Source organism: Variovorax brevis (assembly GCF_030317105.1).
Classification (GTDB): domain Bacteria; phylum Pseudomonadota; class Gammaproteobacteria; order Burkholderiales; family Burkholderiaceae_C; genus Variovorax; species Variovorax brevis.
On record NZ_JASZYG010000045.1, the window covers coordinates 1 to 15,399 of the forward strand.

The following is a 15,399-nucleotide window of genomic DNA, read 5'->3' on the forward strand; positions in this document are numbered from 1 at the left end:
CACGAGCACCAGGGGCTGCGACGCGAGCAGGACGACCGGCGCGAAGTCCTTGAGCGGATCGAAGGGGACTTTCGAGTAGAGCGCCGGGTTGATCGCGAGGTTGGCGGTCTGTCCCGTTCCAAGGGTGTAGCCATCCTTCTTGGCCTTGGCAACGGCATCGAGGCCGATGTTTCCACCGGCCCCCGGCTTGTTGTCGACGATGAAGGTCCACTTGTCCTTCTGCGTCACTTCGTTCGCCACCACGCGGCTCAGCACATCCGTGCCTCCGGCGGGCGGAAACGGGACGACCAATTTGATCGGCTGGGATGGATAGGCCGGTTGTGCCCAGCCGGTTGTGGCCGAAAGGGCGACACCCAGGAGGGCGACAGTGCGGTAAAGCTTGCTCTGGAATTTCATGGGGATGTCCTGGTGAATCTGAACGGGGGAAATGGGGGAAATGGGGGAATCAGGTGAGCCGGTAGGCACGGGTGGCGGTGCCTTCGAAAAGCGCCTGCCGCTCGGCGGCGGTGGCGTTCGTCGTCAGGCGCTTGAAAGCGTTCCAGCAGGTGGCGTAGCTGCAGGAACCCTTGTCGACGGGGAAATTGCTTTCGAACATGCAGCGCTTCGCACCGAAGGCTTCGATACAGGTTTCGATCCAGGGCTTCCACGTGTCCGCCAGGTGCCTGGAACTCGGCGGCGTCTGGCCCTTTTCGAAGTCGAAGCCGTTGATGCGCATTCCCAGGCCGCCGAGCTTGACGTGCACGTTCGGCAAGCGGGCTATCTCGCGCATCGACGCCGACCAGGTCGAGAACAACTCCGGATGCCGGTCCGCATACGCGCCGATCCTCACGATGCCGCCGCAGTGATTGACGATCACGGTCGTCTCCGGGAAAGCCTTGGCAAGGTCGAGCAGTTCCGGCAGTTGCGGGAAGAACAGCCACGCGTCGTACGACAGGCCGAGCGGGGCCAACTGCGCTACGCCCTGGCGGTAGATGCGATCCAGCAGCAAGCCGCGTGGCGCGGCGGTCAGCGGGTTGACCAGCGAAGGGTGCGCGTCCCAGGTCGTCAGGTGCCGGACGCCGCGGAAGCGGCCCGCTCCGGCATGCAGATGGGCCTCCAGCACCTCACGCACCGCCGCGCCGAGCCGCAGGTTGGCGTAGCCGACGATGCCCCGGGCCACTTGCGGAAGTTCACCCGCGTTGGCATGGGTTGCGGCGACGACGTAGTCGGTCTCCCCGACCGGCCTCAGCGCTTCCGGGCCTTCAGCGCGATACCGTGTCAGCGCCTGCATGTAGACCGAGGCCCGAACGTTGTGCCCCGAGCATGCATCGGCCATGTAGTCGTCGGCCCGGTAGGTCCAGCCGGGGCGGTCGTAGAAGTGGTGATGGGCGTCGACGATGGGCAGCGCAGGTTCGAGGACTTCCTCCTTGTGGAGGGCGAGCCAGTCCTCCCTGACAGGCAGGTAGTTGCCGGCGCTCATCGAGCGGCCTTCAACGGGGTGGCGATCGAAGGTCGCCAGTTCAGGGGGACGGCCCTGGCTTCCGTGAAATCAACTGGCTTGTTGCACATCTGTGTCTCCAACTTCTGAGGCATTCTCTTTAAGTTCTATCCGATAGAATCAAGATCTGTTGAATAGAACTATAAAGGCGCAATTCAAAACTGCGTACCGGGTAAACCCGGGCTACCCCCTGAGGACATGACCGAAAGGCGCGGCTCGCAGGGCGCGTGTCAAACTGCGGTTTCCTTGCCTTACCCACGATGCCTTTCGATGACCGAGCCCAACGAACCCGCCAGTACCGCCGCAGCCGAATCCAGCGGTGTCGCCGTTCTCGACAGGGCATTTGCATTGCTTGCGGCGTTCGGCCCAACGGATGAGCGTTTGACGCTGACAGAGCTGTCCATCCGTACGGGCCTGTACAAGAGCACGGTCTTGCGACTGCTCGCGGCGCTCGAGCACGGGGGCTACATCCGCAAATTGCCGGACGGGCAGTACACCGTCGGTCCGCAGCCGCTCAGGTTGGCCGCGATCTACCAGCGCTCGTTCCAGGTCGGCGACGTCATCGAGCCGCTCCTGAAGCAGCTGAGCGCAGCCAGCGGGGAGACCGCATCCTTCTACGTGCGACAGAACCGGATGCGCATAGCGCTCTTCCGCGTGGAGCCTTCGCGCTCCGTGCGCGCCTCCGTGAGGGTCGGTCAGGAATACCCCATCGAACAGGGCGCGTCAGGGAAGATATTGCTTGCGTTCACGCCGCCGGTTGCCCCCGAGTACAGCGGCATCCGGGAGAACCATTGGGCCGCGTCGTACGGCGAGCGCGACCCTGAAACGGCGTCCGTGGCCGCTCCGGTCTTTGGCGTGACGGGGGAGTTGAGCGGGTCGTTGGCCTTGTCCGCGCCCAGAGTGCGGCTCACGCCGCCAGACGCGATGTACGCCGCGTGTCGCCAGGTGCTCGAGGCTGCGCGTGAGGCAACGCAGACCTTGGGGGGCAACGCTTCAAGGTTTGCGCAGAGCCTGGAGCGCCTTTCGATCGAGCAATTCCGTACGCACCCCGAAAGCTAGAAACCCGGGTCAGGGAACGAGGCTCATCGGCATTCCAACGCGATCACTTTGCGCTGAGCAGGGTGGTCCGTTGTTGTCGCTCAGCGGACTTTCAGCGCGGCTAGCCGAAGGGCGTCAATGGGCCCCGAACGCCATTTCGCGCTGCGTCGAACCGGCCGTTCAGCGCGAATTCGATGGCCGCTGCATGGGTCCTGCGACCGGAGGCAAGTTCCGGGATACAGCAGTCGAAGATCGGGCAAGGTGGTGAAGTCCGCTTTAAAAGACGCTGCCGTCGTTCACTTTAGAGGTTCGAACAGCCGCACCCAGTCTTGACCGGGAGATTCGAACCGCAAACTCGAACCGCGCCGGCGCTGACAGACCAGCCTTCGGCCCTGAAGGGTCCCGAAGTCGCCGATCGCTTCGTCAGGATTCATTGCTTTTTTCAAAGAAGTTCCTGTCTTGAAATGTCTTGAACCGGCTCTAGCTTGCCTACCGGAAGCGCTGGAAGGACGCCTCCGGCGCTCTGTTCAACCTGAATGGAGGTATTCGCCATGTATCGATCTTTGTTCCCGCGCGACATGTTCGCCGAGATGGATCGCCTGCAACGCGAGATGCAGCAGGCACTGGATCTGTCGCCCACCATCCGGGGCTTTGGGCGAGGTGGTTTTCCCGCACTGAATGTCGGGGGCACGCCCCAGACGGTGGAGGTCTACGCCTTTGCGCCGGGCCTGGATCCTGACTCCTTGGACATCACCCTCGACCGCGGCCTTCTGACGATCGCCGGCACGCGCGCATCGAGCCTGCCCGAGACCCGGCGCTCCGAGCGCGAAAGCCAGGCGGCCGTGCACATCAACGAGCGATTCGCTGGCCAGTTTTGCCGCGTCATCACCTTGCCCGATGACGCCGATCCGGAAGCGGTCAATGCGAAGTATCGCAATGGTGTCGTTCAGATCACGGTCCAGCGCCGCGCCTCGGCCCAGCCCCGGCGCATCGCCATTCAATGAAGCCACGAAGCCACTGAAAGGAGTGCAAGATGAACGAACTTCGCAATCCCCGGGACGCCTCATCAAGGGGCACGCCAGCGCAGCAGGAGGGCGCCACGCGCTACGGCGATGCGGCATTGATGCCACCGGTCGACGTCGTCGAGGATTCCAGCGGCATCACGCTCTATGCGGATTTGCCGGGGGTCTCGCGTGAGAAGCTGCAGCTTCAGGTGGAGGCGGGCACGCTCACCATCGATGCCGAGATCGATCTCCCCCTGCCCGAAGCCTTGCAGTCAAGCCATACGGAAGTGGGGCTCGGACGGTTTCACAGGAGCTTCACGCTCAGCCAGGACCTTGATTCCGACAAGGTCGCGGCAGAGCTGACGAACGGGGTGCTGCGCCTGAGCATTCCGAAGGCCGAGCACGCGAAGCCGCGTCGCATTGCCGTCAAGGCGGCTTGAGGGGCGGCCGGGCGGCGCATGCCGCCCGGTGCGCGCGAACGTCGATCCGCACAGATCTTCCTGGAGGAGTCTGGAGACCATGGCCATCGATCTGCTGAAGCACATTGCGTCGTCGCCCATGCCGATGTATTTCAGGTTGCCCGAAGACATCGAAAAGGTGCGAATTCTCCGCGCCGCCGGCTTGGTCATCGCATTCATTCCGCGAGAAACCGGCGATGCGCCGATTGCGAGGGTTTCCGGACGAGAAGCCGAAGTGTATGCGGTCACGCAAAAGGGGCGCGAAACGCTTTGGAAAATCAACTGACGAACGAGTCGGTGCCTCGCCTGGCTGCGTGTCTTGCCATTCTGCGTTCGCGATACTCATATTGCTGCGACTGTTAAAGCGCGACATGACAAGCGTGTAGTCCGAGGGGAAAACGTACCCGATGTTCGCATCCGGCAAACCGTGCCCGGGGGGAGGCTACCCGCTTTGTGAACTACGGGCAGGTCGATGGCGAAGAAGGTTCAAAGCATGGACGAACTGTTCAAAGGGCGGCACTTTGAGTGCGAGATCATCGTTCTGTGCGTTCGCTGGTACCTGCGATTCAAGCTCAGCCTGCGCGACTTGGTGGAAATGATGGCCGAACGCGGCCTTGCACTGGCCCATACGACGATCATGCGTAGGTGCGACCGGCCAAGATCAGTGTCGCCGTCCAGGTACGGCGTGCACGCTGGGCTGGGGCTCAGCAATGCACGCACCGAAGCCCTGCAACGGGCTCACTCACTTGGGATGTCGCCATCTTGGTCATCGCGGCCGAGTTTTATAGTCGGGAGCTCGTCGCCCACAAAGCGTAGTCGCCTATGTCAGCAATTCGCACCCTGGCAATTTGGCCGCCCCGGCGTCGAATGTCATGAACCTCGATCGGCCCCGGTGGATAGACCGCGAACTCATCAGGCAGTCGGCAAAGTCAGAAGCCGGGTGCTGCGCCCATCTCCCGGACGATCAGCCTTCGTACTTGAAGGACAGGGAAACCTTCGCGCGATAGGCGACGACCTTACCGCCCTCGATCTTCATGTCGAGCTTGCAAACTTCGGCGACACGCAGATCGCGCAGCGACTTGGCTGCGGTCTCGACGGCGCTTTTGGCGGCGTCTTCCCAGGAAACCGGACTGGTGCCAATGATCTCCGTAACGCGATAAACGCCGGTTTCAGTCTTGTTCTTGGCCATCTGTCTCACTCCTTCTGGTTGAGAGGCGTAGGACCCGTTCCTCGTGCCTCGGGAAAGTCATCATAGGCGTCTGGTCGCGCAGTGGGCGCCCTGAAGTGCGGTGCAACTCGGCGGCTATGACAGCCCATTTGGGCCGGGACATTTGATGTCGACGTATCAGCGGCGATCACGAGCTTGTTGCCGATTCCGGACACGACGATCCCCATCGAGACCGAGAGAGACGCATGCCATCGTCCAGCACCGCGCCAAGACCATCCCGTCGCGGTTCGTTGCCAAAAGCGGTCCTGCGAATCGTGTGGGAAAGCTCTTCGTGGACTACCTGCGCAACGGGCACGGCGCCACAACCGCTGCCGCATTTTCTGCGCGCGCACGGCCAGGAGTTGGTGTCTCCGTGCCCGTCGCGTGGGACGACCTCAAGGACCTCCAGAGCGGTGCCCGGTGGACAGGCGCGCGAGCATCTGTCTTTCCAGAAGGCTGACCCCTTGGGCGGACTACTGGACGACGAAGCAGTCGTTGGTAAAGCCCATGCGGGTGCTGGGCTTCAAGCGATGAGGATGGCGGCGAAAGCCAGCGGGGTGGCGCGTTGACCTTGATTGCGCGGCACTGAGCAATGGATACGGTCGCACGTGTCGATGATGTGGGATTCACTTCCTCCGGCACCTCCCCGGAAAGCATTCAATTCGGTGGCCGGCAACGGTTCGACTCCTGTCACCTGTCCGTCACAATCAACCCATGCCCAACATTGCATCCATCCTCAAGGCCGAGATTGTCCGCGTTGCTCGCAAAGAAGTGCGCTCCGAGATGGTGGCGGTCAAGAAAGCCAACGCCCAGTATCGCGCTTTGATTGCCGCATTGCGCCGCGAGGTCGAGGCGCTGCGCAAGGAACTGCGGCGGGCGGCCAAACCCGAACCGCGGGAGCGGCCCGCCACAGCTCAGCGTTCCGGCGACACGGTGATTGCGCGCCGGTTCAGCGCGAGCCGACTCGCGGCACACCGCAGCAAGCTGGGCTTGTCCGCGGCGCTCTATGGCAAGTTGGTCGGTCTCAGTGGGCAAACCATCTACAACTGGGAGCAAGGAAGGTCCAGACCCAACGCAAACCAGATTCAACAGTTGGCCGTCGTCAAAGAGTTGAGCCATACAGCCTTGCTTGAACGCCTTGAATCCGCCGCTTCCGATTGAGCTTGGCGCCGTGGCGCGAGTAAAACTCAATTGGTCTTGCGGGCGGTGTGCAGAAGCTGCGCATGCGAATCGTCCCGCCGTCATTTGCCGGCTGCATTCTCGGTCGCCCTGCGCCACTGGACGATGAAGTCACGGTAGTTCTGATTGTTGAGGTATCCGATGAGGCTGGGTCCCACCGCAATGGCGCGAAGACTGGTGCCCAGCGTCTGCGTCAAGCGCGCGGCAGTCGTTTCGCCGTTTACATCTGCGCGCACGGAATAAAGGCCTGCCTGATTGGCGATCACGGCCTGACCGCGCTGCGAGAGGATGTAGTCGACCCACAGTCGAGCGGCATTCGGATTCGCGGCTTTCTTGCTGATGAGTTGCAAGCGCGACATCACAAGCGTGTAGTCCGAAGGAAAAACGTATCCGATGTTCGCGTCCTTGCGCGCCTGTGCCACGGCATAGGAGCCGAGCACGTTGTAGGCGATCGTCGCCTTGCCTGAAGCGACTTGCCTGAGCATGGCGTCGGTTGTTGCGGCGAAGCGCACGTCGACCTTGCCGAACCCCTGGGCGATGTCCCAGAACACGGGTGAGACGCCCACATCCTGCGTTGCCAGGAAAAATCCGAGGCCAGACTTTTCGATGTCGTACGTCATGACCTTGCCCTTGAAGCGCTCGGCCGATCCATTCAACAGCTTTGCCAGGTCGGCATGCGTGCGCGGTACGTCGGATGCAGGTAGCAATGTCTTGTTGTAAACGATCGCGATCGGCTCGAAGGTCGTTGCCCACGCCTGGCCTTTCCACTTCGCCCACGCGGGCAGGCCCGCGCTCTCGGGCGACTCGTAGGTCTGCGCATAGCCATTGCTGACAAGGCTCGATTGCAAGTCCATCGAGGAACTCCAGACCACATCGGCCGAGCCGCCGCCCAGCTGGGTCTCGGCGACGAAGCGATAGTGCAGTTCGGTGCTCGTCAGGTCTTCGTACTCGACGTTGATGCGCGGATACATCGCCTTGAAATCGTCGATCAACGGTCGGGCGATGGCCGTGTCGGTGGTGGCGTAGACCAACAGCCTGCCTTCGTCTTCGGCAGCCCTGACCGTCGCGGCATACGTTGCCGGGTAGCCCGGCGGCACCTGAGCTCTTGGCGCGTAGCCCATGAGCTCTTCCGACTCCTGCGCCAAGCTCAGCGAGGCCAGCAGCGCAAGCCACAGTCCTATCAGGCGCTTCATGGCTGCGCTCCGGGTTCCCGTTCTTCGCGGATCGGAACCAGAAGCAGGGGAACGTGGCTCTTTCGGGTCACCTCGTTGACAACCGAGCCGAACAGAAGACCCATCAAGAGCCCCTCCCCGCGCGAGGCCATCAGGATCAGGTCGGCCGATCCCATGCGTGCTTCTTCAAGGATCAACTCGGCGACGTCGTCTCCCTCGTGCACGGTGATTTCGGCAATGGGTCGTTGGGGCGTCTTGTCGGCGCGCACCGCATAGAAGGCCGCCACCTGCGCCTCAATGTGCTGCCTGACCCGCAGGGCGCGCGCATCGTGATACTGGTCGAGCATTTGCTGGGGCACGTGCGAATCGACTTCAATCAGCGACTTCTCGCGTTGATCCGGTATGACGGTGAGCACCTGCAGCCTGGCGCCCAGCCGGTTCGCCATGTCGATGGCGTAGGCCAGAACCCGTTCGCAGTCGTCGCTGACGTCGCCTGCGTAGAGAATGGTCTTGATGTCGTTGCTCATGGCGGATCTCCGGCTATCGAACATGACCCATGATCGGAACGACGCCCAGGACGATGGTCGCCACCAGCATCACCAGGGCCGCCGAAAGCGCCCACAGCAGGGTGTATCGCTGATGGTCGCCGAACTCGACCTCCGCCAGCCCGACGAGAAGATAGGTCGAAGCCACCAGCGGACTTAGCAGGTGCACCTGTTGGCCGATCAAGGACGCGCGCCCGATCTCGACGGCGCCGATGCCGTAGACCGCAGCGGCCTTGGCCAGGATGGGCAGGATGCCGAAGTAGAACGCGTCGTTGGAGATGAAGAAAGTGAACGGGACACTCAGGACAGCCGTCACGATGGCCAGGTAGGGGCCCATCCAGTCAGGCACGGCGCTGATGACGCTGGCGGCGATCGCATCGACCATCTTGGTGCCCGAGAGGATGCCCACGAAGATGCCCGCTGCGAAGATCAGCGACACCACCGGCACGATATTGGCGGCATGCGCCGTCAGCCGCTCCTTCTGGTCCTGAAGGCTGGGGTAGTTGATCATGAGTGCGATCGACGATGCGACCATGAACAACACCTGCAACGGGAAGGTTCCGAGAATCAGCAGCACCATCAGCGCGACAGTCAGCAGGAAATTGACCCAGAGCAGCTTGGGTCTGGCGATGCTCGGGTCGCCGGCAGTCACCTCGGGCAACGGCTCGTCCGGCGTGGCCCCCGACAGCGCAATGCTCCCCAGCCGGGTGCGTTCGCGCCGTCCGAGAACGTATGCGACGAAAACCCCCCACAGTCCGGTGACGACCATCGGCAGGATCATCGGCACGAAGATCAGTCCCACGTCCACACCCAGCGCGCTCGCGGCCCGAGCCGTGGGGCCGCCCCAGGGCAGGATGTTCATGAGCCCGCCCGCCATCATGATCACGCACGCCAGCACCAACCGGCTGATGCCAAGGCGTTTGTACAGCGGGAGCATCGCCGCACAGGTGATCATGTAAGTGGTCGAGCCATCCCCGTCCAGCGAGACGAACACTGCAAGGACGAAGGTGCCGACGACGATCTTCATCGGGTCCCCGCCCACCAGCTTGAGAATCGCGCGCACCGCTGGATCGAACAGCCCGGCGTCGATCATCACGCCGAAGTAGAGGATGGCGAACATCAGCATGACGCCCGTCGGCGCGAGCTTCTTGATGCCGTCCAGCATCATGGGCCCCAGGCCCAGTCCAAATCCCCCGAGCAAGCCGAAGACAATGGGCACCAGGATCAGTGCGACCATTGCGGACAGGCGCTTGGTCATGATCAGCGCCATGAATACGATGATCATCAGATAGGCAAGAGCGGTCAGCATCGAGGGGCTCCAGACTTGTCAGGCCACGAACTTGCAGCTGGATGCCACCGTGCGCGTGTCCATGTTGCGGCCGCGGTTCAGGTGATCATCGATCTCGGCGGCGCAGCCCAGCATACGCGGGTAGAGGAAGATGGTGAAGGCCGCCGTCTCCAGCTCGCGCTCGCCGATCTTGCCGGCCTGCAAGGGCTTCCACAGCATCTTGAGCAGCAACGCGGCGATCACCGCATCGATGTTCACGCAGTAGACATTGCGCGATACACCGGCCTCGTACAGCTGCTGCACCAGCGCGCGGTAGAACTGGTGGAACACGTTGGTCTCTCCCCGCTGCTCGAACAGCTGGGCGATGAACACCTCGCGCGGATCGTGGTTGATGGGCTTGTCCTTGAACACCGGATGGTTGACGCCCGGCAGCTTGGCGATGTCGAGGCTGCCGAGCGTCTTCTTCTGCGTCTTGTACTGCGCGTACTGTTCCACCGCCTTCACTGCCAGCGCCTGCAGGTCGATGCCGTGATCGGTGCTGCCCGGATCCTTCAGTCCGCTGCCCTTGAACTGGTCGACAAGGTAGGCAATGCCCTCGTAGCCGTTGCCGCCATGCGCATAGCCGGTGTGCGTGAGGAAGCCGATCAGCGCCTTGTTGAGCTGCACACGATCGGGCTGCTCCGGTCCGTCGGCCGAGACTGCGCCCTTGGCACCCTGCGCAGAGATCGCGCCGGGACCGTTGGTCAGGAGCAGGCCAACGAGCGTCTGGAAGGCGAACAGGTCGTCATCGCCGGGCGTGTGCCCGAGCAGGGCGGCGAAAGCGATTTCGCCCAGGCTCAGGTGCCCGAGCAACTGCTGCTGCTCGATGCCGCAGAAGCGACCCGCCTCGTGTTTGCTCGCGTCGGCCGACGCGCCGACCAACGTGCCGAACAGCTGCAGCCACCATGGGAAGCTCTCGGCCGTGGCACGCGAGATGCGCTTGCGCGACAAGGGTCCCCAGGCCAGCGTGGCCGAGATCGCGGCCAGTGCGGCTGCTTCGGTCGGATGTCCGGGCAGGCTCTTGAGCCAGCGCAGGAACACGGAGCGGCCGCCACGCGCTTCGACGCCGCCGATCAAGGCTTGCGCGCGGTCGTCCGGCGTGTCGGTGGTCAGGCCCGCCTGGCCGCCGGCATCGACCTTGGCGACATCGAAGTCTTCGCTCAGGGATGCGCCGAACTCCATGCCCAGCCCGGCCGCGTGGAAGCGCTCGATCATGAACTTGAGTGCCGCACGCGCCGCTTCCTGCCGCTTGGGTCCGACGATGCCCGCCGCTGTCGCCAGCACCGCATTGGGTGCGTTGCCGGCCTCGCGGCTGGCTTGCGCCGCCGCCAGTTCGGGCTGGCCGTGCAGGTTGATGTAGGCTGCGACGGCCGGCGCGATCAGCTTGCGGTCGTTCTCCCCGCCTGCGTCGTGCACCAGGGCCAGCGCCACGTTCGATTCCAGCGACAAGGTCGCGGCATTCAGCATGGTGGTGCCGTACAGGCTGCTGACCTGCGTCCCGGGGTCCATCTGCGAGGCGCCCGAGGCGTCCTTCATGGTCTGGCGCGGCACCACGCCGCCGATTTGCGTGTTCAGCAGCGCAACCTGCTCGTTGTAGGGCGCCAGCGCCTCGACCACGGGCAGGCGCAGCTCTTCGGGCAAGTCGAGTCCTTCGTCCGATCCGAACCAGGGCTTGAGCGCCAGGTTCCCTTCGGCCGCAAAGTCCGGCATGGTGGCGTTGGCGCGCATCACCGCCGTCAGCGCCGCAGGGATGTGAGCGATGTTGGTCACCACCGCGCCCTTGGCCGATACCACGGGGTTGTCCGGCGTGAAGAGCGCATCGACGCCAAACTTCTCCATGAACCAGCGTTCCTTGGCCAGTGCGTCGTCATCGCCGCCGGCCATGGCGCCGGCGTGGCCCACCGCGCGCGTCAGCTTGCTCTTCCAGCGCCCGACCACGCATGCCACGACGGGCTTGGTGAAGGTCGCGTCGTTCTCGTAGTAGCCACCGGGCTCGCAGTACAGCACGGCTGCCTTGCTGCGCGCATCGTTGGCGAGGGCAAAGGCGAACTCGGGCGCTGCGTAGTGGATGTAGACATCCTTGCCGCTGGAGATGACCGTGGTGGTGCCCCAGCCCGCCATGCGCAAATATTGCGCGATGGTGGTGGAGAAGCCGCCCGAGTTGGAAAAGATGGCGATGGAGCCCGGCCGCAGCGAGTCGCCTGGCTTGTCGCCGCCCAGCGCGCCGCCGATGCGCACCTGGTTCCACGAGTCGGCCACGCCGAGGCCGTTGGCGCCGAAGATGTCGATGCCATTTTGCTGGCCCATGGCACGGATCTCGCGCGCGTCGTGCACTGAGATCTTCTCGGTGATGATGAAGATCTTGCGCAGCTCCGGGTTGACGCGGATCAACTCGGCCACGCCGTCGCGCGCCGCCGAGGGCGGCAGGTACACCACGCCGCAGTTGAACCTGTGGCCCGCGGCCAGCGCCTCCCGCACGTTGTTGTAAACGGGGATGTTGCCGATGGCGGTCTCGAGCACGGCACCGCCCTTGCCGGGCGCCGTGCCGCAGACCACGTTGCCGCCGGAGTAGACATGGCTCACCGGCGTGACTTCGCTCGACTCGCCCCCCAGGATGTTGAGCACGCAGACGCGGTCATCGCGCGAGGCGACCTGGGTGAGCGAGCTCACGCCCACGTGGTACTTGAAGCCGCCGACGCTCTGACGCTGGAATGATGTGGTTTGCATGGCGTGTTCTCCTCAGGCTGCGATTGCGGTGGCATTGGCTTCGATGCTCGGGCCAAGACCCAGGCGTTTTGCGACCTGTTCGCGGCCGCCATCGCGCATCCACAGGTCGACCTTCTTGGCGAACTGGATCACTTCGCTCATGTCCGAATCGAAGCCGAACAGGCGGTAAGGCAGGCCCAGCGCATCGCACGTGTCACGCAGCGCGCCCATGCCCCGAACCAGATTCGGTCCGCCGCGGCCGACCACCACGTACAGCGGCGTCGGCCCATGCGCGCTGAAGTGCTCGCGCAGCGCATCGGCCATCGCGCGCAGCGTCTCGAAGATGTCGGTGTTGTTGCTCTTGCCGCCGATGATGAACAGCACGTTGGCCTGCTTGAGCCAATGCTTGAAGCAGATGCGCGCCACCTCCTTCATCTTTTCGTAGGGCGGATTTCCGCCGAAGTCGGAGCTGATGATGGCCGCATCGCCCAGCATTTCGGTCACCAGCGAGTTGGCACCGACGCCGAAGGTCGGTGCCAGCACCGTGCCCTTGTCGTTGATCACGTAGACGTCGCTCTGGCCCTGGTGCGTGCGCAGCGTGTTGATCTCCTGCTCGAAGTTCGAATAGTCGGCCGCGAACAGGTGTGGCGGCAGCTTCAGACGCAACCAGCGCGGATCGTCGCGGTCGAATCCGCACTTGAAGTCGCACGCCACCGGCGTGAGGCGCCCCTTCTTGTCCTCGCGCATGCGAATGGGGTTGAGCTCCAGCGTGGTCATGCCGAAGTTGTGGAACAACTCCCACAGCTTGGGCAATTGTTGCACCAACGGGGAGATGATTTCCTTGGGCGCGCCGATCTCGGTGAGGGCATTGGCGACCACGAAAGCCTTCAGGCCGGTGAGCGGGTCGAACGGGACCATGGCGACCTGGCTCTTGTCGAGCTCCTCGATGTCCATGCCGCCCATGTGCGTCAGCGTCATGGTTGGCGCCCGGAAGTGCGTCGAATCGCTGATGGAGAAGTAGACCTCGTGCTTGGCCGGCACGCCGGCCTCGAAGGTTACGCCGTTGGCCTTGGCCTTGACGTGGCCGACCTGGTGCTCGGCAAAGTAGAGGCGCTCCTTTTCGGCAAGTGCGGTCTGCAGGTCGGTTGCGCGGCCCAGCAGGCCCGCCTTGCCCTTCTTGCCGATGCCCCCCTTGAACACGGGTTTGATGAAGATCAGGCCGTGCTTGTCAAGCATGGCCTTGATCTCTTCTTCGCTGGCCGCGGGGCCAAGCACTTCGGTGGTGGGAAAGCCTGCAAATTCGAGCAGGCGCGCGCCGTGAAGCATTCCGGTGATTTGCATATCAAGGTCTCCAGGTAGTTGCTGAGCTGGCGCCGCTTGAGCGGCCGTTACCTTGATGCTAGAAATCGAAGCTGTCGTTCCGCCGTCATATCACTCAGGGTATTTCCGGGGGCGGCGGCAAACGCTTTTCCATGGGGCCGTGTCGCGCGTTAGTCATTTGCCGGTGCGTTTGCCATATGCCTTTGCAAACTTCCCGGCCGCCGCCTCGTCGACGACCTCGATCTCGTGCCAGCCAGTTGTTGCAGGCCCTCGCGAAATGGCGTACTTCAGTCGCTGGCTCTCCAGGTTGTGACTGACCTTGGTAGGCCGAAGACCTCCGCACTTAGAGGATGGCTTAAGCAAGACAGAAGCTGGAGTCTCATCGCGAGCCTGACGACACTTGCGTTTGTTGGCTTTTATGTGGCCACCTCGATGCGCGCGGCCCCGCCTGGAGCCCGTGCCACGCAAGCGCCGTTTTTTGGCGATGTAGGGGCTCGATTCGGGCGATCAGGCAGTGGCGTCCGCAATCATTGAGCCACAGCATAGGATGACTAAAGGGTCGTGTGCGGCATCGCCGCGCCGAGCATTACGGAAGTTCAGGTGTGCAGCGATGGCTGCCAATCCCGGGCGCGCGTCGAATTCAGGGTGTGCCACGGATTCCGGTCTACCCAGTGCGAAGTCCACCGCGGCATCTACGGCCTGTCACAAGGCAATGCAGTCGTAGCTCGGCTGCATGCTCTCGAGCGACTCGCCGTTGCAATATCGAACGACCGCTATTTTGGCCAGCCAAGTGGAAGTCTGGGCCCTTTGCAGAAATCCGGCTGGTTGACCTGAACTTCGGCACCGCAGCGTCATGCAGATATATGCATGACGCTGCCTATGCGCAGATCTCAACTATGTGCAGATCCTGTGGCGGGGTGGTGCCGGCCCCTGTGCCCAGAATGAAAGTCCACTGCGCCACCTCTGCATAGTTTCAGCGTCTGCATGAACTGCACGAGCGAATCTGGCGCTCGGAAAAGGTGCCGCTTCATGCTCGGCGGTTCCCGCCCTGTCAAGACCTTCTTCCTCATGGCGAGATCCACCTCGCAACGTGCTCTGCACTTTGGACGACGCCCACGGTGGTCCACTGAAGTGGAGAGCCCAGTGGGCCTGAACGAACAAACTATGTCCATGTCGCGGCTGACCCACCCCGCCGAACGCCGTGCAGATCAAGGATTGCAGCCATCCTTCACTTTGCGACTGCGCATAGTTGAGATCTGCGCATAGGCAGCGGTTGCTGTCCTTCGCGATCGCTCGTTGAACTCACGCTGTGGTGCCGCTTCCTGTCGTCCGAGCGCGAAATGGGCCCCGGTGTCAGCAACCGGTCCGAAGGGACTGCAGTCGTACCCTCGCCGTAGCCCTGTGGCGACCCTGCTATCGCACCAGTCGAACGCTGCATTTTTGGCTGATCAATTGGGGGCAGGGCCCGTTGCAGTCCTACCGCGATGAGGATCGTACGACCGTACCCGCAAGCAAGCGGCCGTTTTCCCTCTATTGAAGTCCCCCGCCGGAGTCTCGTTCATCGTTTCCAGAGCGCACTCGGCGCTTACAGCAATCCGGGCGTGACCGGACTTGGCCAATGTCATCTCGAGGTTCCTTTGGCCCCAAGCGTAGCCTCGGGGCACGCGGCTGTGATCGAAGGCGGCGCGAGTTGCGTCCCGTCACCCATGCATCAAGGCGGTCGCGAGTTGGCCGACGGTTTGCATCGCCGGCGCAAAGCGTGGATCGCCGCCGTGGCCATAGTTCAGGCGCAGGCAATGGGTGGCGCGCCAGTCCGCGGAAAACAGCGGTCCGGGCGCCAGGCTGATGCTGCGCTCACGCGCCAGCGCGTGCAGCCTGATCGTGTCCACGCCCTCGGGCAGTTCGAGCCAGAGGAAATAGCCACCCTGCGGTGCCGACATGCGCGTCCCGGCGGGAAAGTGGGCCC

General features: G+C 63.2%; 14 protein-coding genes and 2 pseudogenes. 7 read left to right on the top strand and 9 right to left on the bottom strand.

The window, feature by feature from the left end; genetic code table 11:
• On the bottom strand, window positions 1-396 hold a 396-nt coding region (locus QTI66_RS38450; RefSeq protein WP_286565643.1), incomplete at its 3' end, for a Bug family tripartite tricarboxylate transporter substrate binding protein.
• Between the two features lie 49 nt (window positions 397-445).
• Complete coding sequence (locus QTI66_RS38455) at window positions 446-1,459, bottom strand: amidohydrolase family protein (protein WP_286565644.1); 1,014 nt, start codon at window positions 1,457-1,459, stop codon at window positions 446-448.
• Between the two features lie 288 nt (window positions 1,460-1,747).
• Here QTI66_RS38455 and QTI66_RS38460 point away from each other — a divergent pair, with 288 nt between their 5' ends.
• From QTI66_RS38460 to QTI66_RS38480, 5 genes and pseudogenes are all read left to right on the top strand, one after another.
• Window positions 1,748-2,536 (top strand): IclR family transcriptional regulator, encoded by a 789-nt coding sequence (locus tag QTI66_RS38460; protein ID WP_286565645.1) that lies wholly within the window; start codon window positions 1,748-1,750, stop codon window positions 2,534-2,536.
• Window positions 2,537-3,066: 530 nt separating this feature from the next.
• On the top strand, window positions 3,067-3,519 hold the full coding sequence (locus tag QTI66_RS38465; RefSeq protein WP_286565646.1) for an Hsp20/alpha crystallin family protein: 453 nt from the start codon (window positions 3,067-3,069) through the stop codon (window positions 3,517-3,519).
• Between the two features lie 29 nt (window positions 3,520-3,548).
• Window positions 3,549-3,959, top strand: a complete 411-nt coding sequence (locus QTI66_RS38470) for an Hsp20/alpha crystallin family protein (RefSeq protein WP_286565647.1) — start codon at window positions 3,549-3,551, stop codon at window positions 3,957-3,959.
• 79 nt (window positions 3,960-4,038) lie between these two features.
• Window positions 4,039-4,263, top strand: coding sequence for a hypothetical protein (locus tag QTI66_RS38475; protein WP_286565648.1), 225 nt, complete (start codon window positions 4,039-4,041; stop codon window positions 4,261-4,263).
• Window positions 4,264-4,470: 207 nt separating this feature from the next.
• A pseudogene (locus QTI66_RS38480) lies at window positions 4,471-4,620 on the top strand (IS6 family transposase); the annotation flags it as partial.
• 321 nt (window positions 4,621-4,941) lie between these two features.
• Here QTI66_RS38480 and QTI66_RS38485 read toward each other — a convergent pair.
• On the bottom strand, window positions 4,942-5,166 hold the full coding sequence (locus tag QTI66_RS38485) for a dodecin family protein (protein WP_286565649.1): 225 nt from the start codon (window positions 5,164-5,166) through the stop codon (window positions 4,942-4,944).
• A gap of 145 nt (window positions 5,167-5,311) precedes the next feature.
• Here QTI66_RS38485 and ligD point away from each other — a divergent pair, with 145 nt between their 5' ends.
• Window positions 5,312-5,644: a non-homologous end-joining DNA ligase LigD gene (gene ligD / locus QTI66_RS39825; protein WP_353506288.1), complete on the top strand. Its 333-nt coding sequence runs from the start codon at window positions 5,312-5,314 to the stop codon at window positions 5,642-5,644.
• A 254-nt stretch (window positions 5,645-5,898) separates the two neighbouring features.
• Entirely contained in the window at window positions 5,899-6,345 is a 447-nt protein-coding gene (locus QTI66_RS38490; RefSeq protein ID WP_286565650.1) for a helix-turn-helix domain-containing protein, read from the top strand.
• Between the two features lie 80 nt (window positions 6,346-6,425).
• Here QTI66_RS38490 and QTI66_RS38495 read toward each other — a convergent pair whose 3' ends face one another.
• From QTI66_RS38495 to QTI66_RS38520, 6 genes and pseudogenes are all read right to left on the bottom strand, one after another.
• Window positions 6,426-7,556, bottom strand: a complete 1,131-nt coding sequence (locus QTI66_RS38495) for an ABC transporter substrate-binding protein (protein WP_286565651.1) — start codon at window positions 7,554-7,556, stop codon at window positions 6,426-6,428.
• The gene (locus tag QTI66_RS38500; RefSeq protein ID WP_286565652.1) at window positions 7,553-8,062 is read right to left on the bottom strand and encodes a universal stress protein; all 510 of its coding nucleotides are present in this window, start codon (window positions 8,060-8,062) and stop codon (window positions 7,553-7,555) included. The genes QTI66_RS38495 and QTI66_RS38500 overlap by 4 nt, the downstream gene beginning before the upstream one ends.
• A 13-nt stretch (window positions 8,063-8,075) precedes the next feature.
• Window positions 8,076-9,389 carry a CitMHS family transporter gene (locus QTI66_RS38505; protein WP_286565653.1) on the bottom strand — a complete coding sequence of 438 codons (1,314 nt, stop codon included), beginning with the start codon at window positions 9,387-9,389 and terminating at the stop codon, window positions 8,076-8,078.
• Window positions 9,390-9,407: 18 nt separating this feature from the next.
• Window positions 9,408-12,134 (bottom strand): CoA-binding protein, encoded by a 2,727-nt coding sequence (locus QTI66_RS38510; RefSeq protein ID WP_286565654.1) that lies wholly within the window; start codon window positions 12,132-12,134, stop codon window positions 9,408-9,410.
• A 12-nt stretch (window positions 12,135-12,146) separates the two neighbouring features.
• Complete coding sequence (locus QTI66_RS38515; RefSeq protein WP_286565655.1) at window positions 12,147-13,454, bottom strand: ATP citrate lyase citrate-binding domain-containing protein; 1,308 nt, start codon at window positions 13,452-13,454, stop codon at window positions 12,147-12,149.
• Window positions 13,455-15,133: 1,679 nt separating this feature from the next.
• Window positions 15,134-15,399 (bottom strand): annotated as a pseudogene (locus tag QTI66_RS38520) (PLP-dependent aminotransferase family protein); the annotation flags it as partial.